Origin of the sequence: Pseudohongiella spirulinae, from assembly GCF_001444425.1 — a bacterium.
Classification (GTDB): Bacteria; Pseudomonadota; Gammaproteobacteria; order Pseudomonadales; family Pseudohongiellaceae; genus Pseudohongiella; species Pseudohongiella spirulinae.
Genome location: NZ_CP013189.1, coordinates 565,175 through 585,100, shown reverse-complemented (window position 1 = coordinate 585,100; position 19,926 = coordinate 565,175). Strand labels below are relative to the sequence as shown.

General features: G+C 55.0%; 18 protein-coding genes. 3 read left to right on the top strand and 15 right to left on the bottom strand.

Going from position 1 to position 19,926, the window contains the following annotated elements; all coding sequences use genetic code 11:
• Positions 1-8 precede the first annotated feature (8 nt).
• Genes PS2015_RS02825 through PS2015_RS02785 form a run of 9 tightly spaced genes read right to left on the bottom strand, consistent with a single transcriptional unit; the run spans position 9 to position 11,184 of the window.
• Positions 9-1,010, bottom strand: a complete 1,002-nt coding sequence (locus PS2015_RS02825; protein WP_058020767.1) for an ABC transporter ATP-binding protein — start codon at positions 1,008-1,010, stop codon at positions 9-11.
• A 9-nt stretch (positions 1,011-1,019) separates the two neighbouring features.
• On the bottom strand, positions 1,020-2,972 hold the full coding sequence (locus PS2015_RS02820; protein WP_237113362.1) for an extracellular solute-binding protein: 1,953 nt from the start codon (positions 2,970-2,972) through the stop codon (positions 1,020-1,022).
• A gap of 23 nt (positions 2,973-2,995) precedes the next feature.
• Positions 2,996-4,063 (bottom strand): ABC transporter permease, encoded by a 1,068-nt coding sequence (locus PS2015_RS02815; RefSeq protein ID WP_058020765.1) that lies wholly within the window; start codon positions 4,061-4,063, stop codon positions 2,996-2,998.
• Positions 4,064-4,071: 8 nt separating this feature from the next.
• Positions 4,072-5,091, bottom strand: a complete 1,020-nt coding sequence (locus PS2015_RS02810; RefSeq protein ID WP_058020764.1) for an ABC transporter permease — start codon at positions 5,089-5,091, stop codon at positions 4,072-4,074.
• Between the two features lie 21 nt (positions 5,092-5,112).
• Complete coding sequence (locus PS2015_RS02805; protein ID WP_058020762.1) at positions 5,113-6,090, bottom strand: ABC transporter ATP-binding protein; 978 nt, start codon at positions 6,088-6,090, stop codon at positions 5,113-5,115.
• Positions 6,087-7,118 (bottom strand): ABC transporter ATP-binding protein, encoded by a 1,032-nt coding sequence (locus tag PS2015_RS02800; RefSeq protein WP_058020761.1) that lies wholly within the window; start codon positions 7,116-7,118, stop codon positions 6,087-6,089. Before PS2015_RS02800 ends, PS2015_RS02805 begins: the two co-directional genes overlap by 4 nt.
• Positions 7,115-8,497, bottom strand: a complete 1,383-nt coding sequence (locus tag PS2015_RS02795; protein ID WP_058020759.1) for an ABC transporter permease — start codon at positions 8,495-8,497, stop codon at positions 7,115-7,117. The genes PS2015_RS02800 and PS2015_RS02795 overlap by 4 nt, the downstream gene beginning before the upstream one ends.
• A gap of 26 nt (positions 8,498-8,523) precedes the next feature.
• Positions 8,524-9,456: an ABC transporter permease gene (locus tag PS2015_RS02790; protein WP_058020758.1), complete on the bottom strand. Its 933-nt coding sequence runs from the start codon at positions 9,454-9,456 to the stop codon at positions 8,524-8,526.
• A 6-nt stretch (positions 9,457-9,462) separates the two neighbouring features.
• Positions 9,463-11,184 (bottom strand): peptide ABC transporter substrate-binding protein, encoded by a 1,722-nt coding sequence (locus PS2015_RS02785; RefSeq protein WP_058020756.1) that lies wholly within the window; start codon positions 11,182-11,184, stop codon positions 9,463-9,465.
• A 131-nt stretch (positions 11,185-11,315) separates the two neighbouring features.
• Here PS2015_RS02785 and PS2015_RS02780 point away from each other — a divergent pair, with 131 nt between their 5' ends.
• Positions 11,316-12,161, top strand: coding sequence for a mechanosensitive ion channel family protein (locus PS2015_RS02780; protein ID WP_237113361.1), 846 nt, complete (start codon positions 11,316-11,318; stop codon positions 12,159-12,161).
• A gap of 154 nt (positions 12,162-12,315) precedes the next feature.
• A complete protein-coding gene (locus PS2015_RS15735; RefSeq protein WP_058020754.1) occupies positions 12,316-13,572 on the top strand; it encodes a hypothetical protein in 1,257 nt (418 codons plus the stop codon).
• A gap of 83 nt (positions 13,573-13,655) precedes the next feature.
• On the opposite strand, the gene PS2015_RS02770 is transcribed toward PS2015_RS15735, so the two are convergent.
• Positions 13,656-13,982 carry a hypothetical protein gene (locus tag PS2015_RS02770; RefSeq protein ID WP_058020753.1) on the bottom strand — a complete coding sequence of 109 codons (327 nt, stop codon included), beginning with the start codon at positions 13,980-13,982 and terminating at the stop codon, positions 13,656-13,658.
• Between the two features lie 117 nt (positions 13,983-14,099).
• On the opposite strand from PS2015_RS02770, the gene PS2015_RS02765 reads away from it, so the two are divergent.
• Positions 14,100-14,321 carry a DUF1653 domain-containing protein gene (locus PS2015_RS02765; protein WP_058020751.1) on the top strand — a complete coding sequence of 74 codons (222 nt, stop codon included), beginning with the start codon at positions 14,100-14,102 and terminating at the stop codon, positions 14,319-14,321.
• Between the two features lie 59 nt (positions 14,322-14,380).
• Here the strand turns inward: PS2015_RS02765 and trhO are convergent, their stop codons facing one another.
• The 5 genes from trhO to PS2015_RS02740 form a co-directional block, all read right to left on the bottom strand.
• Complete coding sequence (trhO, locus tag PS2015_RS02760; protein WP_058020750.1) at positions 14,381-15,364, bottom strand: oxygen-dependent tRNA uridine(34) hydroxylase TrhO; 984 nt, start codon at positions 15,362-15,364, stop codon at positions 14,381-14,383.
• Positions 15,365-15,431: 67 nt separating this feature from the next.
• Complete coding sequence (recQ, locus tag PS2015_RS02755) at positions 15,432-17,252, bottom strand: DNA helicase RecQ (RefSeq protein WP_058020748.1); 1,821 nt, start codon at positions 17,250-17,252, stop codon at positions 15,432-15,434.
• A gap of 2 nt (positions 17,253-17,254) precedes the next feature.
• Positions 17,255-18,106: a DUF3014 domain-containing protein gene (locus tag PS2015_RS02750; RefSeq protein WP_058020746.1), complete on the bottom strand. Its 852-nt coding sequence runs from the start codon at positions 18,104-18,106 to the stop codon at positions 17,255-17,257.
• Positions 18,107-18,114: 8 nt separating this feature from the next.
• The gene (locus tag PS2015_RS02745; RefSeq protein ID WP_058020745.1) at positions 18,115-18,675 is read right to left on the bottom strand and encodes a peroxiredoxin; all 561 of its coding nucleotides are present in this window, start codon (positions 18,673-18,675) and stop codon (positions 18,115-18,117) included.
• Between the two features lie 19 nt (positions 18,676-18,694).
• On the bottom strand, positions 18,695-19,657 hold the full coding sequence (locus PS2015_RS02740) for a tetratricopeptide repeat protein (protein ID WP_169792263.1): 963 nt from the start codon (positions 19,655-19,657) through the stop codon (positions 18,695-18,697).
• Positions 19,658-19,926: the final 269 nt, after the last annotated feature.

The following is a 19,926-nucleotide window of genomic DNA, read 5'->3' as shown; positions in this document are numbered from 1 at the left end:
AGGCGAACTCACGAAAAAACCTCCGCTGGCGTTGTGATCTCGCGCCAGCGCAGACAACTGACCCGGTGACCTTCGGCGACTAGTTCCGCCTGTGGCACTTGCTGCTTGCACTGTTCTGCGCCATGCGGACAGCGGTTTTCAAAACGACAGCCGGGGGGCAGGTCCAGCAGTCCGGGCACCATGCCGGGAATAATCGTGAGTTTTGATTTTGGCTCGGTATCAAGACGTGGGATAGATGCCAGCAGACCTTGCGTATAGGGGTGTGTGGGACGATCAAAAATGTCGAATACCGAACCCTGCTCTGCCACTTTGCCTGCATACATCACCACGACGTCTTTGCAGGTCTCGGCAATCACACCCAGATCATGCGTAATCAGCATGACTGCCATACCCATATCCCGCTGCAGTTCGCTGATCAATTCAAGTATCTGTGCCTGAATGGTCACATCCAGCGCCGTTGTCGGCTCATCGGCAATCAACAGATCGGGCTGGCAGGCCAGCGCAATCGCAATAACGACGCGCTGCCGCATACCGCCGGACAACTGATGCGGGTATTCCGTCATGCGGATATCCGGCGACGGTATGCCCACCTTATCCAGGATCTCCACGGACTGACGGATTGCCTCCTGATGGCTGACCTTTTTATGCAGCAAAATGACTTCGGACAACTGCCTGCCAATTGTGTGCACCGGATTCAGCGCTGTCATGGGCTCCTGGAACACCATGCCAATTTTGGCACCGCGAATACCTTGCATTTTTTCCAGAGGCAATTTGGCCAGATCCAGTCCCTGAAAAAGTATTTCACCTGATACGATCTGCCCCATGGGCTGTGGCAAAAGACGCATGATTGACTGCGCAGTGACACTCTTGCCACAACCCGACTCACCAACAATACCCAGTGTTTCACCTGCATTCACGTTGAAACTGACGTCATCAATCGCGCGCACACGCCCTTCGTCAGTGTCGAACTCGGTGACCAGGTTTTTGATCTGTAAAATCGGAGCGCTCATCAACGGTCCTTATTCAGGGCGCCACTGATCATGCACACGCAATTGTGGTTCGAACGTCTGGCCCGAACTGCGAGCGGCCAGTGTCTGCTCCTTCATTTGCGTATCAATCCAGTGAACGTGAAGCTCAGTGGCATTGCCGGACTGACGATGGTTGAAGAAGTCAGGATAACGAACCCAGCGCCAGTGACCGACCCGATAAAAATCCTGCACAAATCCCGGCACAAATGAAGCGTAATCATGATGATAAGCCGTCATGCGGTGCGCCAGGTCCAACATTTCATCCCGATCACTGGAGCGGTCATACTGCTCAATCATCTGATCGAACTCGTAGTCGGCCAACATTTCCAGATTATTGGTCTGTACTTTGACTTCACGCTCCGGATTGACCGTACCGTCAGACAGAAAGGCGTTATCGTAGGCATTGGCAGAGTGATAGGTTTCCCAGAAGCGCGGATACATTTCTACCGACACACCAAAGGCAGTAAAGGCAATATCATGCTGCTTTTCCTGAACTTTCTGCCAACCGGCTGTTTGATCAAGCACTTCAATGCGGAACTCCAGGCCGGCACGCGCCGCCTCCTCCCGCAAAATAGTCAGTATGTCACTCAAACTTTCATAACCCGTGGTCAGAGTAAATGCCAGACGTTGCCCCTGATCATTTACCAGAATGCCGTCCCGTCCCCGCTCTGTAAATCCGGCCCTGGCGAAATGCTCAAGTGCCCTGTCGATATCAAAAGGACGCGCCTGAAGTGTCGGGTGTGAAAATTCACCATAGCCGTCTGACGAAGTCTGCATACGGGCATAATCACCGCGGAAGAAACTCTCGATGACCAGGTCCCAGTTGGTTGCATACTGAATCCCAAGACGGACATTCTGGTTATCCAGCAAGGGTCTGGAGGTATTCATCCACAAGCCATACGTCGGTCGCGGTCGCTCATTGTAGAAAACGGACTTGTGAATATACCCGCCAGCCACATCCGGGTCACTGTCAGGCAATTTTTCATACCAGTGCTCTGCCAGATTCAGACCAAACTGATCGATATCGCCGCGCTTGAAGGCTTCGAATACATTATTCGTATCACGTATCACATTCATGACCGTACGATCGATATTGAATCGATTGCGGAAGAATTTCTTGTCTTTTGCCCACCAGTCCTGCAATCGGGTGACGGTAATTGAACGACCACGAATGATATCTTCGTCACGAATAACGTAAGGACCGGTGGTCGGCACAAAGCGCCATTGATAACGTTCAACAAAGTCATCCCCCAGTTCTTTGTAAAAATGCTGGGGAACGGGGCGCAATGCCAGCACCCGATCTGCCAGATCAGGCTTGGCTTCATTCAATGTAATTGACAGTGTCAGGTCATCATACCTGGTGATGTTATTGTAGACCTGACCGACACCGTAATAGTTGTTGTACCAGGGCGCGACAATGTAATCACTCTGGAAGAAGAAAAACATGAAAAAGAAGTCGTCTACAGTTACTGGCTCACCTGTTGACCATCTTGCATCCGGATCCAGACGCGCATAAACAGTGCTGGTATCAGCATCGATGGCCCAGGAGCTGGCCAGCGCCGGATAGTGAGCGAACTCGACGTCCGGATGCCCATGCGCAAGACCAAGCGTTACGTCATCAAGAATCCAGGGGCGAAAGCTGCCATTTGAGTCAGGCCCGACATGTCGCAGCGTACGGGGGAAGTCCTGCACAGAACCGAATTGCGTGCCTCCTTTAACGGCGTCTGGCGACCCCAGATCAGGTAGATCCATGCCATCTTCCCACTCCAGGTCTGCCGGCAGATCCGCAACTGTGCGGAAACGGAAGAAGTCCGGGTATGCGGCATAGTAGTCCAGCACTTCCTGAGTATTATCCCGCGTCACGGTCTCTTCCGTGCCGCCCCCACAGGCAACCAGCACACTGGCCACCAGCATTAACAAACCGGTTCGAAACTGCCTGATCATCTCAACAACCTCCGGTAGCAATTTTATTTGTATACGGTGAATTTCTTGGGATCGAATGACTCACGGATAGCCTCGCCAATAAAAGTTACCAGAGTCAACAGAATCACCAGCGTACTGAACGCTGAGGTGACAATCCACGGCGCCGTGCGCAGGTTACTGGTGCCCTGCTTCAACAGCTCGCCCAGACTCGGGGTGGGCGGCGGCAGACCGAAGCCCAGAAAATCAAGAGCGGTAATCGCCGTTATCGCAGAAATCACCGTGAATGGCATAAATGTAACCAGGGTCGCCAGCACATTCGGCAATATGTGTTTGAAGATAATGCGCGTATTGGACGCGCCGATAATACGCGCTGACGCCACATAGTCTCGCGCTTTCTGTTTGTAGGTTTCCGTGCGCATGTAATAGGTCATGGATGTCCAGGAGAACATCACCATGACAACCAGCAGTATGATGATGCGCGTCAGGACCGAGAACGTTGCCGGTATCACCGAGAAAATGATGATGACCATGTACAGAAAAGGGATGTTGCTCCAGATCTCGATGGCGCGCTGGAACAGCAAATCAAACATACCACCGAAATAGCCCATGGCAGCACCCACCGCTATGCCAATGAAATAGACAGAAAGCGTAAATGCGATGGCAAAAAATATGGCTGTGCGGGTGCCATAAAACAGTCGCGCCAGAATGTCGCGGCTGGTGGTATCGGTACCCAGATAATGCTGATACTCGGCAGACGGTGCCTCCGGTCTGAAGATCCCGGTTGTAGAATGATTTTCATTGGCACTGTAGGGAACCAGCGGCAGCAACACCCAGTTGTCGCCGCCCTGCTCTTCAAAGATCTGTTTCAGCTCCCGGTAGTTGGTTTCATAGGTGTAATTCAGTCCGAAATCAGTGCCCGGGTGAAAGGCCGTGTAGGTTGGAAAGTAATACTCACCCTCATATTTGACGATCAGCGCCCGGTTATTGATCAGCAGCTCACCAATCATGAACAGAAAGACAAGAAACATCAAAATCAGAAAGCTGTAATAACCCCGCTTGATCTCGCGGAAGCGGCGCAGTTTTTTCTGAGTTTCCGGATTGAGTTTGAACATGAATGGACCTAATTGAATCGAATGCGCGGGTCCACCAGCGCAACCAGAATGTCAGACAGAATATTGCCGATCAACAACAACAGACTGGCCAGCAGAACCACGCCCATCACCACCGGGTAATCACGATCCAGAATGGCATTCAGACCCAGCAGACCAAATCCGTCGATATCAAAAATAGTCTCGATGAGAAATGAGCCGGATACCAGCAGCGTAATATTCTGACCAAAAGTGGTGGCAATCGGAATCATGGAATTGCGCATGGCGTGGCCGGTGACTGCCTTACGGAAGGACACACCCTTGGCTATCGCTGTGCGGATATAGTCAGCCGCCAGGTTATCCATCAGATGATTCTTCAGCAGCAGGGTCACCAGCGCAAAACTGCCCACCAGATAGCAGATCAATGGCAACACCGAGTGCTGCACCAGGTCGCCCACCTTGCCCCAGAAGGACAGTTCACTGAATTGCATGCTGGTAAACCCGCCCATCGGGAACCATTCCAGTTGCACAGAAAAGTATAGCAACAGCAAAGAACCCAGCGCATAACCGGGAATGGCATAACCAATAAAAATGAGAATGGAGGTGACGTTATCCACCACCGTGCGGTGTTTGATGGCCTTCAGCACTCCCAGCGGTATACACACCAGGTAGGTGATCACCAGCGTTATCAGACCATAATAAAGAGAAACCGGAAAACGACTCGCGATCACCTCGGTTACCGGCTGATTATAGCGATACGACATGCCGAGATCGCCGGTCAGCACCTTGCGCATCCAGTCCACATAACTGACCAGCACCGGCTTATCAAAGCCGTAATATTCCCTGAGCCGGTCGATCTGCGCCTGCGACAAAGCCATGCCCTGACCCGCCTGCATGGAACTGCCGCCCATAGCCGACATCTGCTGGGTCTCCATAATGGCACGCTCCAGTGGACCACCAGGTACCAGACGGGTAATCACAAATACGATAATGGTGACACCTATCAGTGTCGGAGGGATCAGCAGTAATCGGCGTAAAAAATAATCGCGCATCGGATGTTATTGGTTCTGAAACTACTGTTGATATAAGTGACAGGCCACCAGCCGGTCTTCGTTCACCAAGGGTATCAGTTCCGGCGTTTGTTCACGACAGACCTGCATCACTTTCGGACAACGCCCGGCAAACCGGCAGCCGGCGGGCACATTAACAGGGCTGGGAATTTCGCCCTGAATCGCGGTCGAGGGTCGCTCGCGCTCAGTCGCAGGATCCGGCTCCGGATTAGAAGCAATCAGCACTTCGGTGTAAGGGTGGCGCGGGCTAAAGTAGACATCTGCCGCCGGTCCCAATTCTACCAGAGACCCCAGATACATCACTGCCATACGATCGCTGATATAACGCACCATGGACAGATCGTGGGCGATAAACAGCATGGTCAATCCCATGGATGTTTTCAGGTCATTCAATAGATTTACTACCTGCGCCTGCACGGATACATCCAGCGCCGAAATCGGCTCGTCGCAGACCACAAACTCCGGCTCCAGAATCAGGGCTCTGGCGATGCCGATGCGCTGGCGTTGCCCCCCGGAGAACTCATGCGGATAGCGTGAGGCATGCGCGGCATTCAGCCCCACTCGTTCCAGCCATTCGCCCACCAGTTGCTGGGTATCAGCTTTGTCCAGGTTCCTGCTGCGCAGCCCCTCGGCAATGATTTCGCCGACTGTCATTCGCGGATTCAGCGAGGAATAGGGATCCTGAAAAATCATCTGCATGCGGCTGGCCATGCGCTTGAAATCTGCCGCCTTGTAATGAGCGGGCAGCGTTTCTCCGCGGTAGGTCACTGTGCCGGATGTTTTGTCGTGCAGTCCCATCAGGGTTTTACCCAGCGAAGACTTGCCGGAGCCGCTTTCACCCACCAGCCCCAGCGTTTCACCTTCCTTGATGCTGAAGCTGATGTCGTCGACGGCATGTACGCGCTGACCACGACCGATCTCAAAATATTTGGTGAGCTTGTCGAGGGTGATCAATGCCTCTTGCATGCCTGTCTCACTCATACATCTGCTCCCTGCTCTTGCGGCGCCCGATAAAGACCCTGCGGGGAACCACTGAACTGCGGATGCTGCAACCAGCAACGGGCAAAATGGCTGTCACTCAGTGCAAATTTCGGCGGATCATCACGCTGGCAGACCTGCATGGCAAACTGGCAGCGGGCGCAATAGGCGCAACCGGCTGGCGGCGAAAACAGGTCGGGCGGACTGCCGGGAATTGGTTGTAGCTGATGCTCAGCATCTGATTCTTTACTGGGCATGGCCTGTTTCAGGCCCAGGGTATACGGATGACCTGACTTGTAGAAGAGATCGTCCACGCTGGCAGATTCCACCACCTGCCCGGCATACATCACTGACACTTTGTCGGCCATGCGGGCAACCACCGCCAGATCATGCGTGATCAGGATAATGGCCATACCGGTTTCCTGCTGAATCTCCTTCATCAGATCCAGGATCTGCGCCTGAATGGTCACATCCAGCGCCGTGGTGGGTTCATCAGCAATCAGCACGGCGGGCTTACAGGCGATAGCCACCGCAATCATGGCGCGCTGCAACATGCCGCCGGAAAACTCAAAGGGATATTGCTTCGCGCGCTTGGCGGCCTCCGGAATTTTAACCAGCTCCAGCAGTTGAATGGCCTGTTTAAATGCCTCTGCGCGCGAATAGCCACGATGCACTTCCAGCGTTTCAGCAATCTGATCACCGATGGGCATGGTCGGGTTTAAAGATGACATTGGGTCCTGAAAGATCATACCAATCTCATCGCCGCAAATAGCCTTGCCATCAAGCTTGGAGAGACCCAGGAAATCCTTGCCTCGCAGCTTGGCGGAACCGGAGGTGATGCGTCCCGGGGGCATGGGGATCAGGCCCATCACTGCCTGCATGGTGACTGATTTGCCGCAGCCCGATTCGCCCACAATGGCCAGGGTCTCGCCCGCATCCACGCTGAAGCTGACCCCACGCACGGCATGCACAGTGCCCCCGTAGGTGGCAAACTCAACCCGCAGGTTCTCCACACTTAACAGGGCGCTCATTCGCTACTCCTCATCTTGGCATCCAGCGCGTCACGCAGACCATCACCCAGCAGATTAAAGGCCAGCACCGTGATGCTGATCATCAGTGCCGGAAAAATCAGTTCATGCGGGTGCGTCAACATGGTCTTCAGGCCTTCATTGCTCATGCTGCCCCAGGACGCGGTGGGTGGCGCTACACCCATGCCAATAAAGGACAGAAAAGCTTCGGTAAAGATGGCAGTGGGCACCGCAAAGGTCAGAGTCACCAGAATCACGCCCAGGGTATTGGGGATCATATGTCGCAGAATCAGGTAATTATGCGAGGCGCCCAGCAGCCGTGCAGCACTGACATAGGCTTCTTCACGGATCTGCAGAATCTGCCCGCGAACCAGGCGCGCTGTGGCCGGCCAGGACAGAATCACCAGCGCAATGAGCATGGGAATAATGCCACTTTCACCCGGACCAATGCCGAATACCACCTGAAACAGAATCATGAACAGCAGGAAGGGCAGCGCCACCACAAAATCAGCAAAGCGCATCATCACCGAATCGACACGACCACTCAGAAAACCGGCGGTCGCACCATACAACACGCCAAAAGTGACAAACATCAGCGGTGCCAGCAAACCGATGAATAGCGACACGCGCGCCCCGGCCATCAGCCGCGCCAGCATATCGCGACCCAGGTAATCGGTACCCAGCGGATGCCATTTGAGCATCACCTGATCGCCTGGCTGCAGGGCATCGGGATTTTCCACCAGCCCGCGGCTACGGACTTCGTTGACCGTAATCACCCGCGTAACATCCGCCGTCAGTGTGTCGTAGTCGCCTGTCAATTGCCCCAGCTCATCCAACGCGGCGATCGAGTAATAGTAAGTTTTGGGACTCAGGTCCAGACGATCTTCATAGGCCGTCTGTTGATTATTGTTGGTCTCCAACAGCGGCAGACCCAGGGCAAACAGACTTTGCGGCGGATAGATATTGCGGTACAAGCGGTAGGCCTCGGCGGCGGGCATCACATCCCACTTCAGGCGCACGCTCTGCGTGGTGGGCTCACCGACCAGCCGAAAACCGCTGCCCTCAGCCCCGCTTAATCCGTCCCAGGCCTCAAAAGGTTCGACCACGATGGCACGACGATCAGCACCGGGGGCGATACTGATCTGATCAATATCCTGTAAAGCAGGATCCACCCGCCAGACCAGCGGACCGATAAAGGTAAATATCATCAGCGCGATGATAATATAGAGCGAAACCAGAGCACGCTTGTTGGCCTTCAGCCGCCCCCAGGCATCCTGCCAGTAAGAGCGCGACGGGCGCACCAGCAACGGGGCCGATGACTGATCGCCCAGAGGTTCGAAATCGGCCGGACGCAAGGTCCTGATTGTCTTATTGGTTGCCATACAAGCTGTTGTTCCTCAATCGAACCTCACTGCAAGCGCACACGCGGATCAATCCAGCCGTACACCAGATCTACCACAATCACCATAAACACCAGAAATGAGCCATAAAACACGGTGGTTCCCATGATCACGGTGTAATCCAGTTGCTGCACGGCCTGCACGAAATAGCGTCCCAGCCCCGGGATGGCAAACACCAGCTCAACCACAAAGCCGCCGGTAGTGATGGCGGCAATCGCCGGCCCCAATACGGTGATAACTGGCAATACCGCATTGCGGAGCTGATGGCGGGTAAAGATTCGGGTGGGTGACAGGCCTTTGGCCTTGGCGGTGCGGATATAATCGGAGCTCATGACCTCCAGCATGGAGGAGCGCATCAGGCGGGTCATATAGGCCATGGTGCCCAGACCCAGCACCAGTGCCGGCAGCAGCATATGCGCCACTGTGCCCCAGCCGGCCACCGGCAGCACCGAGAAACCCAGGGCATCATTCAGATTAACCAATGTGAGCTGCCCAATACCGGCGAATACAAAACTGGGTACCGAAATACCCAGAATGACCAGAAACATGATGATGTAATCCGGCAGGCGGTTGCGGTACAGCGCCGTCAGCGCGCCCCACAAAATGCCGCCCAGCGCTGCAAACAGAACCGCCAGCACGCCCAGTGTGGCAGATACCGGAAAGTGCTCCCGGATAATATCGTTGACCTCACGGTTTTGCTGCGTGTAAGAAATACCGAAATCGCCGCGCAACATGTTACGCATAAAGATGCCGTACTGTTCTATCAAGGGCCGGTCCAGACCGTAGCGTGCTTCCAGATTGGCGCGGATGGTTTCATTGGCTGCCCGCTCGCCCGACAGCGGATCGCCCGGCACATTGTGCATGCCGAAAAACGTTGCCGTGGCGATAAACCAGACAGTGATAACGCCCTGAATAAGCCGTTTGAAGGTATACATCCACATACTGGCTTACTCCCTCTCCGGCTCTATCCAGGCGTAGGTAAAGTCGGTTTCCGCCCCGATCACCCGGCGCAGCACACCCTGCACTTGCGGGTTTTTCACATACACATATCCACGCTCGTAATTGGGGATAATGACCACATCTTCATGCATGACGCGCTGGATATTGGCAAAGGCCTGCATACGTTCGCGGGTATCCAATGAACTCTGGGCAATACGCACACTGGCATCGAGCTCATCGTTGGCGTAGCGTCCACGGTTATTGAGGTTCCAGGAGGCAAACAGGTCGCCAAAGGTCAGCGGGTCGTTGTAATCCGGACCCCAGCCCGCCATCACCATGTCAAATTCGCCCTGGGTCATCTTGTCCAGACGCTGCCTGAAGATTTGCGCGTCGATCACTATATTGATGCCCAGGTTGCGCCCAAAGACCTCCTGATAGTATTCAGCCTGCATACGCGCAGTGGGTGTATCTCCAGTCAGTAAAGTCAAGGTTGGCGGCTCGCTCAATCCCAGCTCATCCATGGCCTTTTGCAGGTACTCGCGCGCCAGTGCCACATCCCTTGAATACACCGGCGCCGGAAACTCCTCTCGAAGGGTATCTTCAACCCCCTGCAGCCAGGTCGGAAACAGGCTTTCACCCGGCAGGTAGCCGGGCAACTTGATCACACGATTGACCAACTCCCCGGAATCCTGCGCCAGTTGCAAAGCCATGCGCAAATTACGATTCCGGGTCAGACGGCCATCACGGTGATTAAACTCGATATAAAAGACAGTGCCCTCCATAAAGCGCTCAAGCTGCCAACCCTGAAACAAGGCCTCCTCCAGCATCTCCGAATTCAGGTCGGCCATCACAATCTGCCCATCCTTAAACAGGTTGAGCAGCGTATTGGCATCAGAGGTCATGTGTGCAAAGTCAACCCCATTCAGCTTGATGCGGTCAGCATCCCAGTAATAGGGGTTCTTGCGAATCTGCAGGCTGGCACCGTGCACCCAACTGGTCATCATGAAGGGACCGTTGTACAACATCTGATCGGCATCAGCGCCGTAGCGACCGTTGGTCTGGCGGTAAAACTCCTCATTGACCGGCAGGTAGGTCACAAAAGCCACCATGCGGTCAAAATAGGCTATCGGTGTTTCCAGCGTCACCACCAGCGTGTGATCGTCCAGGGCCTCCACACCCACCTCATCCAACGGCACCTCGCCGTTGTTAGCCTTTTCGGCATTCAGAATGGGATAGAGAATAAAAGCGTATTGCGAACCGAGATCAGGGGAAAGAAGATTCTTCCAGGCGAATTCAAAATCGTGAGCGGTGACCGTCTCGCCGTTGTTCCAGCGCGCGTTATCGCGCAGCCAGAAGGTCATGGTGTTGCCATCCAGTTGCCAGCGTTCGGCCACGCCGCCTACCAGCTCACCGTATTCATCGTAGCGCAGCAGACCTTCATTGACATGTGCCAGCACCATGCCACTGATGGCATCGGTGGCCAGCATGCTGTTCATCTGCGGCGGCTCATCACGCAGATAAGAAGTGATGATGTTGCTCTCAACGTCCACCGCCTGTCGTGACATACCGGCTGCACTGCTGGTCAGTCCGGCGATCGCGTTCAACAGGAACATCACTAGCACCAATCCCGCCACCACGACAACCGCATACAGCGCGAGCTGTCGGCCGGCTGCACGGGTCATATTGTCGCCCACAGCCTGCGTAAATCCTGAGGGATCTTTGTGCTTCATAGTATGATCTGCATTCCTGATTTATACTCGATCAACGTCAAAGGGCAAGCATACCCCAGGCAGCCAAGATGAGTCGATAGTAATCGACCGGTAATTGAACCGGTTCAGAATTCACAAGAGGACGACAGACTGTGGAAGACGAAATTCAGCAAATGACTGCTATTTACGAGATGATCGTGACATATCTCGTTACTTACAGCTTTCAGATTATCGGCGCCGTCATTGTCCTGCTGATCGGCATCCTTATCGCCCGCAAGGTCAGCAACTTTGTGCTGAAGTTGTGTGAGAGAAAGAAACTGGACATCACTCTCAGCCGATTTGCAGCCAATACTGTCAAGATTCTCATCATCGTGATGGTGGCCGTGATCGCCCTGGGCCAGCTGGGCATCAGCGTGACCCCCATGGTCGCCGCCATCGGTGCCCTGGGTCTGGGCGCCGGCCTCGCCGTGCAAGGCCTGCTGTCCAACTATGGCGCCGGGCTCAATATCATTCTTGCGCGCCCCTTTGTGCTGGGCGATACCATCGAGGTGAATGGCGTTAAAGGTGTGGTCCGCGAGATCCACCTGGCCTACACCCTGCTGGCTGACGAGGACAACGTGCAGATTCTGGTACCCAACCGTCATATCGTCGGCGAAATCATCCACAACTCTCAGGCCGACAGCCTGGTGGAACTGACGGTGGGCATCGCCTATCACTGCCAGCCCGAGCAGGCGATTGAAGTCATTCGCAAAGCACTGTCCTCAGTGCCCGGCATCAGCCACGTACGCCAGCCACTGATTGGCATTCATCAGTTTGGCGACAGCAGCATCGATATTGGCATCCGCCTGTGGGCGCTGACCGAGCGCCTGTATGAGAGTCGCTACAGCACCAACTTGGCGATTCACCGGGCGCTGGCCGAGGCGGGCATTGAAATCCCCTTCCCTCAGCGCGATGTTCGCATAAGCAATAGCGTCGGCACTCCGTCCGGGAAAGATTGACCTGAAACAAAAGCTTCCCTCTTTTGTCCCCAGTTCGACGGCTGGCGGCTGGAGTTTAGGCCAGACAAGCGTACAATAGACACTGAAATACTTCTCAGGACTGATCTCGTGGCAAGGCGGCGACATCACTCCTGTTGTTAAAGGGACAAAAACCATGCGCATTCGAATAGTTTCTGCACTGACGGTGCTGCTGACAGTTGTCAGCCTGACTTTGTTTTCAGTGTCTGATGCTCTGGCCAAAGGCGGCAAAGGCAAGGGTGCTGACAAGAGCAGCAAATCCAGCCAGGTCAGAGGCAAGTCTGGCAAGAGCGACAAATCTGGCAAGAGTGACAAGTCCGGCAAGAGCGACAAGTCCGGCAAGAGCGACAAGTCCGGCAAGAGTGACAAGTCCGGCAAGAGCGACAAGTCCGGCAAGAGCGACAAGTCCGGCAAGAGTGACAAGTCCGGCAAGAGTGACAAGTCCGGCAAGAGTGACAAGTCCGGCAAGAGCGACAAGTCCGGCAAGAGCGGTAAAGGACACCCGGGTTACAATGACGAACCGGTAACTCTCATCGAAGGCAATTGTGCCGTTTACTATGCCGGCCAAACCATCATCGTTGGCAGTATCTGCGTCACATTGGAAGATGGGCAACTGCTGGTTGACTACTTCATGGAGGATGGCTGGACGCTGTCTGAGCCCCACCTCTGGGTAGGCGACACGCTGGCCAGTGCGCCTCGCACAAGAAAGGGCAATCCGATACCCGGCCAGTTCCCGTATAGCGCCGATGTATCTGGAGTGAGTCAGCATACTTTCTCCATTCCAGTCACGGAATTGCACGTCAATGCGGATGATTTCTGTTCCGACAGTGCTGCCCTGCTGGTCGCGGCTCACGGATCTGTCACCAATGGCAGTCAGAATGAGTCAGCCTGGGCAGGCGAGACTCGCTTTACCAAGCGCGGCAACTGGGCAACCTACTTTGGCGTGGCTCCCGATTGCGGCGGCGGCGACGGGGGAGACGACGGCAGTGGCGATGACGACACCACGCCACCAGACGCACTCCCGCAAGGCTGCTATGCCACTGAGGCCTATGTGGCCAGCGCGTCTGCGGGTTTTGGCCTGATCGGTGTGCCTGCCCTAGATATCAACGACGTCAATTCAGCCTATGGCACTGTTGATTTCTTCGATGGTGGCGGCGGAATGCTGTGGTCTGTTACCGCTACGAGCGGATATACTCTGCGAAACATCATGATTTATGCAGGATCTCCAGTGGCGTCAGCCGAGCCGGTCGCAACCTGGTTCAGCGGGAATGGAATAGAAGCCCAATCGGTTCTTGAAGGATTCGCCGCTTATACAGCCGGGGAATCCAACGAGCTGGTCGCAGAAGCGTTGATCTGCGAATCTGACGTCGAGTATGACGGTATCCCTGAGTAATCCTTTACCCGGATTGCCAACCAAAAAAGCCGCCTGATCAGGCGGCTTTTTTGGTTGGAGCAATTTTTTTGAATAGCGCAGCTTTACCTGACCCGCTCCAGTACCTGCACGTCCCCATCAGTGACCTGACGCATAAGATCGGGAGTCTCAAACTCTACCTGACTCACAACCTGTTGGCCCATGGCATTAAGCTGAATATGGTTGTCATCGATCCACTCATAGGGAAAGCTGATGCCGAACTCACGTACGGTCACATCACTCACACTGTAGACCAGCGTCATGGCCTGCCCTTCGAATTCAGCGCGCCAGGCACCCTGAATCAGCACCTGATTGGATAGAGGGGCCTGTGAGGCACAGGCGCCGAGCAGCAGACACAGTGCCGCAACAGTAAGGCTTGAACGGCCTGTCATCGGTTACTCTCCCTTAATGATTGTTCTTGGCGCAGAGTGTAATAAACTATGGCACTTTTCACCATGCCGCAAACGCGTTTCAATCGCATTCCGGATATATTTCAGGAATAGACTCTTATGCAGACACTGACAACAGGCACTTACCGCCACTATAAGGGCCCGCTTTATGATGTAATTGGCGTGGCTCGCCATAGCGAGACCGAAGAGCTACTGGTGGTGTATCGACCGCAATACGGCGAGCGTGGTCTGTGGGTGCGCCCCCTCAGCATGTTCACTGAGCAGGTCACGGTCGATGGCAGGCAGGTGCCGCGTTTTGCGCGGATTGACGACGGGCAATAAAACCCGCCGCCTCTCAGAGCCATTGCTGGCGCAACCCCGCTAGCCACATCACTGATGGCTCAGCCAACCTTGCGCTGAGCTTCTTTGGCAGCAATCTTTTCCTGTCGGCGCCGCCGGATGATGGACGACATGGGCTCGCCGATATGCGTCTCGCCGCGCTCGCGGGCCAACTGAATCTGCCGCTCGCGCTCGGCGTAGCGACGGATCTGTTCCTGGCTGTGACTGTCATAACAATGCGGACAACTGATGCCCGGCCGGAAATGCGTTGACTGCTTTTCTTCTTCCGTGATCGGCATCCGGCAGGCGTGGCACTGGTCATAAGATCCGCGCTCAAGCTGATGATTCACAGTCACGCGGTTATCAAACACAAAGCACTCGCCACGCCACAAGGACTGTTCCTGTGGTACTTCCTCCAGGTATTTCAGGATGCCACCTTCCAGATGGTATACCTCATCAAAACCCTGTTGCTTCAGGTAAGCGGTTGATTTTTCGCAGCGAATACCGCCTGTGCAGAACATGGCGACTTTTTTGTGCTGCCGTGGATTGAGGTTTTGCTCCACGTATTCAGGGAATTCACGAAAGGCATCGGTCTCTGGATTGATGGCGCGCTCGAATGAGCCAATGCGATATTCGTAATCGTTGCGCGTATCGATAACCACCACATCCGGATCGGAGATCAGGGTATTCCAGTCCCGGGGTTTCACATAAGTGCCAACGATATGTCGCGGATCAATATCCTCTACGCCCATGGTAACAATCTCTTTTTTGAGTTTGACCTTGGTGCGGTAAAAGGGATTGTCTTCGGTATAGGATTCTTTCACATCAACACCGGCGAGCCGCTCATCTGAGCGGATCCAATCCAGCACAGCATCGACGCCTTCGCGGGTACCGGCTATCGTGCCGTTGATGCCTTCACGCGCCAGCAACAGCGTGCCCTTCACCTGATTATCCAGCATACAACGGTGTAATGGTGCGCGCAGCGCCTGAAAATCATCCAATGTTGCAAAGCGGTACATGGCCGCTACGACTATAGAGCCTGTCATCTGTGTCCTTCTCCTGTCTGCTCACCGGAACGTAAATCCGGCGCGGAACCAAAAAATCGCGCGCATTCTATAACACTTCCAGCTCATGCTCATTGATTATGCGCAAGAATTCCTGTCCGTACTTGCTCAGTTTGCCCTGCCCCACCCCATTAATGGCCAGCAGTTGCTGCTCATTCAGGGGCCGAAGCTCCACCATATCCTGCAGGGTAGCATCGTGAAAAATCACGTAAGGCGGCACATCATGCTCTTCTGCCAGTTGCTTGCGGCATTGACGTAAAGCCTCCCACAGCCGCCGGTCTTCCGGCAGCATGGCATGTCCGCGATCGCTGCCGCGGCGTGACCGGGCAGACACTTCTTTGATGTCTTCGCGAAGCTGCACCGTTTCCTCGCCGCGCAGTACCGGCCTGGCTTTCTCGGTCAGATACAAACCACCAAAACTGGCATGATCCACCCCCAGATAACCGCGTGCCACCAACTGCCGGAACACCGACTGCCACTGGCTCTTGTCCAGCTCCCGGCCTATGCCAAAGGTGCTGACTCGCTGGTGCCCGTTTGACAGTATGCGCTCACTTTCCAGCCCGCTCAGCACCTCAATCAGATAGGCCACACCGAAGCGCTGACCGGTGCGGTACACACATGACAAGGCCTTCTGCGCCGCTTGCGTGCCATCCCAGGTGGGCGGCGGATTCAGGCAGGTATCGCAATTACCACATTGATCCGGCGCCTGCTCACCAAAATACGCCCGCAGTGCCTGACGGCGGCAACTGGTGATTTCACACAAGCCCAGCATGGCATCCAGGCGGATGCGCTCCAGGCGTTTAAACTGCTCATTGCCCTGCGAGCCATCCATCATCTGCCGCAGCTTTATTACATCCTGCAGACCATAGACCATCCAGGCCGTCGCAGGTTCCCCATCACGACCGGCGCGACCGGTTTCCTGATAATAAGATTCAAGACTGCGCGGCAGATCCAGATGCACAATAAAACGCACATCCGGCTTGTCGATGCCCATGCCAAAGGCAATGGTGGCCACCACAATGACGCCGTCTTCGCGCAGAAAGCGCTGCTGATGACGCAGGCGTTGTTCGGCACTGAGCCCCGCATGATAGGGCAAGGCATCAAAACCCTGCTGCTGCAGCCAATCGGCGGTTTCTTCCGTTTTGCGCCTCGACAGACAATAAATAATGCCGGCGTCGCCACTGTGCTCGCGACGCAGAAAGTCCAGCAATTGTTGGCGGGGACTACGTTTCTGAGTGATGCGGTACTGAATATTAGGGCGATCGAAACCGGTGACAAAGTGCTCCGCGTCATGCAATGCCAGACGTTCGACAATTTCATCACGGGTGGCGGCATCAGCCGTAGCGGTCAGGGCAATGCGCGGCACATGCGGATAGCGTTGCTGTAAAATGGACAAACTCAGGTAATCGGCCCGAAAGTCATGCCCCCACTGCGATACACAGTGCGCTTCATCAATGGCAAACAGAGCAATTGGCAGGGTATCAAACAGCTCCAGCGTCGCCGCCTGACTAAAGCGTTCTGGCGCGATATACAGCAGGTCCAGCCTGCCAGCGCGCAGCTCCGTCATCATCTGCCCGTATTCCGCCGAAGACAGTGAGGAGTTGATAAATCCGGCCCGCACGCCCAGCTCGCGCAGAGCATCCACCTGATCCTGCATCAGGGCGATCAGGGGGGAAATCACAATGCCCACGCCGGGCCGCACAATGGAAGGAATCTGGTAACACAGGGATTTACCGCCGCCGGTGGGCATCAGCACCAGCGCATTCTGGCCACTGACCACGGTATCGACAATATCCGCCTGGGCACCACGGAATTGCTCGTAGCCGAAGACCTCGCGCAACACCCTTTGCGCCTGCTGCAAATCGGGCATGCTCAACGCCCGGCCTGGAGACGCTCCCGGTAGGCCGGTAATCGGGCCCGGAGTTTAGCGGCGTTGTCCGGCCCGATGCGCAGCAATTGCTTGTGCACCGGGCTCATGTCTTCGATGTCTGTATCTGCATACAGATACATCACCGAGGGTTTGATTAGCTGGAAGGGGCCTTCCGGCTGGGGCGCATTCATGATCTGGTCAATCGCTCGCATGAGCACCTGATCAAAATCGTCCTGAAAGCCAATTTCGGCATAAGCCTCCTGAATTAATGGTTTCAGGGCACGATAGATGGGCATGGCCTGCTGTGGATCAATGCCGGTCAGCGTATCAATCAGGGTGTCGTAGCGGCGGTAGTTGGCCGGATCCATCTCGTAGAGATTATCGTCGATGTCACTGACCACAAATGATGAGGGCAACGAGCGCAGCGGATATTCGAGCTGGGGCAGCTCACCCGTCGATGCATTGTGCGCGAATACCACAAACTTGCGAATCAGATCGTCCGGCGCCAACAGACGCATCAGGCTGGCACCCAGCTCAATCTCTGCCAGCCGCGCAAACAGCGCCGCGTCACTCTGGTTCAGGGAGGGCAGCGGTTCGGCCGGAGCTGATTGAGTCTCAACCACTGCTTCAGGTTCAGGCTCTGGAGCCTGAACCTCTGTCAGCTCAATAGCGGGTGCCGGTTCGGTAATAGTTGGCGCAGGCGTAAAAGTCGGTGTGACCGGACGCGGGATGGGCGCCTCCAGCTCAACCGTGCGGGTGGCTTCCGGCGGCTCAAACGTCATCGCCAGATACACCAGGAAAACCACCCCGATCAGGGACAGTACTGCAAAAATTGCCAGAGTTTTATGCGCCATAATGCCGGTTATTCTGTCACAAGGCTGATGACAGGAGCAAGACGGTTAAAACCCAGCTCAGCCATGCTGTTAGCCAGATCTTTGCCCGCCGTGCTCGGGTTGGTCTGCTTATCAATCTGCACCACCACACCATTAACATCAACGTAATAAGTCCAGCGATTGGCAAAACCACGCTCGCCTAACACACCGTAAGCCTGGGTCATGGTTTTTTCAGGGTCAGCCAGCACCGGAAAATCCAGCTCATACTCTTTGGCAAATTCGGTGTTCTTTTCCACGGTATCAACACTGGCCATGAAATAGGCGACATCAAAACTTTTGATCTCATCGCTGCTGTCGCGAATGGCTTTACACTGGATGGTGCAGCCGCCCGTAAAGGCCGCCGGGAAGAAGGCCAGCACCACAGGCTGCTTGCCAACAAACTGCGACAGCGAATAGGTGTTGCCGTCAGAAGCCTGCAAAGTAAAATCAGGCGCCTTGTCACCCACTTCCAGCGCCAGACTCAGCGAGCTGGCAACCAGGGCCATCGCTGTCAGCAACCCACCGATCGTTTTTTTCATTAACGTTTTCATCTTCAGATCTCCTGTACCATTACCAGTCACGCAGGCTTGAACGACGCAGTTCGCGCTGCAACTCCTGCTGTGTACGCTCAATAAACTGTAGTTGATCATTCGTCTGTTCAGCATTCTCAACCGCAAACCCCGGGTTGGCCGCCAGCAACTGCTGCATGTCACGCTGCGTATCACGCAAACTGATACGCACCCGCTCCAGTTGATTACGACGCTGATTCACCGCCGAATGATAATAATCCGGGTTGCTGACCCGCTCGCGCCAGCATACGCGCTGGCTGCCGCCATTACCATCCGATACCATGCGACAGACTGTCTGCATCACGTAACGCGGCACGGCAGAATCAAATGACATGGCACTCTGGTAACTGACATGACGGGCAATTTCAGTATCAGTTGCGGCCAGCACCTGAAGTATAGACCATTGTTGCGATACATTGCCGCGCTCCTGCGCTGCTGCCAGAAGCTGACGATAGGTATCCTGCATATCATAGAGCCGACGGATCAGCGCATCTGAACCGGGTCGATCCAACAGGCTGTAGCGGGACGCCTGCAGTTGCCAGTCGGCATGTTCAAGCAGCGCATCCACATACTCAGTAGAGCCGGGTGAATGCCGACGCGATTGCAGATTAAAACGCAGATGCACAAAATCATCCACACGCGTCCATTGCTGCAAGGCAGCATGTGCATCAATCAATCCCTGGAGAATGGCGATTTGCCGATCGTCGTACAGCCCGTCGTTGATGCGGGAAATCTGCAGCGCCTGCATATACATGTCAGCCGCCTCTTCATATCGCTCGAGTGACAACAGAGTCTGCCCCAGATCTAGCTGCAGCTCTGCAAGGCCCGGATCATAAGGCCCCAATTGATTGATATGCGTCTGAAGTTGCGCACTGAGCGCATCGGCATCGCGCTGCAATTGCTGGCGCTGCTCAATCTGTTGCGGGGTGAGTGCTTGCTGCTGGTCAGAAGACCCCTCTTGCACCGAGGGCGCTTGGTGCGCTGAAGGCTCTTGGTCCGCTGATGGTTCCTCGTACGCTGAAGGCACTTCCTGACCTGTTGTCATTTGCGGAATCGCGAGTTCCTGCCCCGTGACTGGCCCTGCGCAAATCATCAGGCAGCAGACCACCCGGCGCAACGCGCCCCGGACAGCTGACCCAGGTTCAAGGTTCATCACAAAACTCTGCAAACGCGAATAATCATAGGTTCTAAGACCGCCGCGGCGACCGACTCAGTTCAACGTGCCTCAGTATA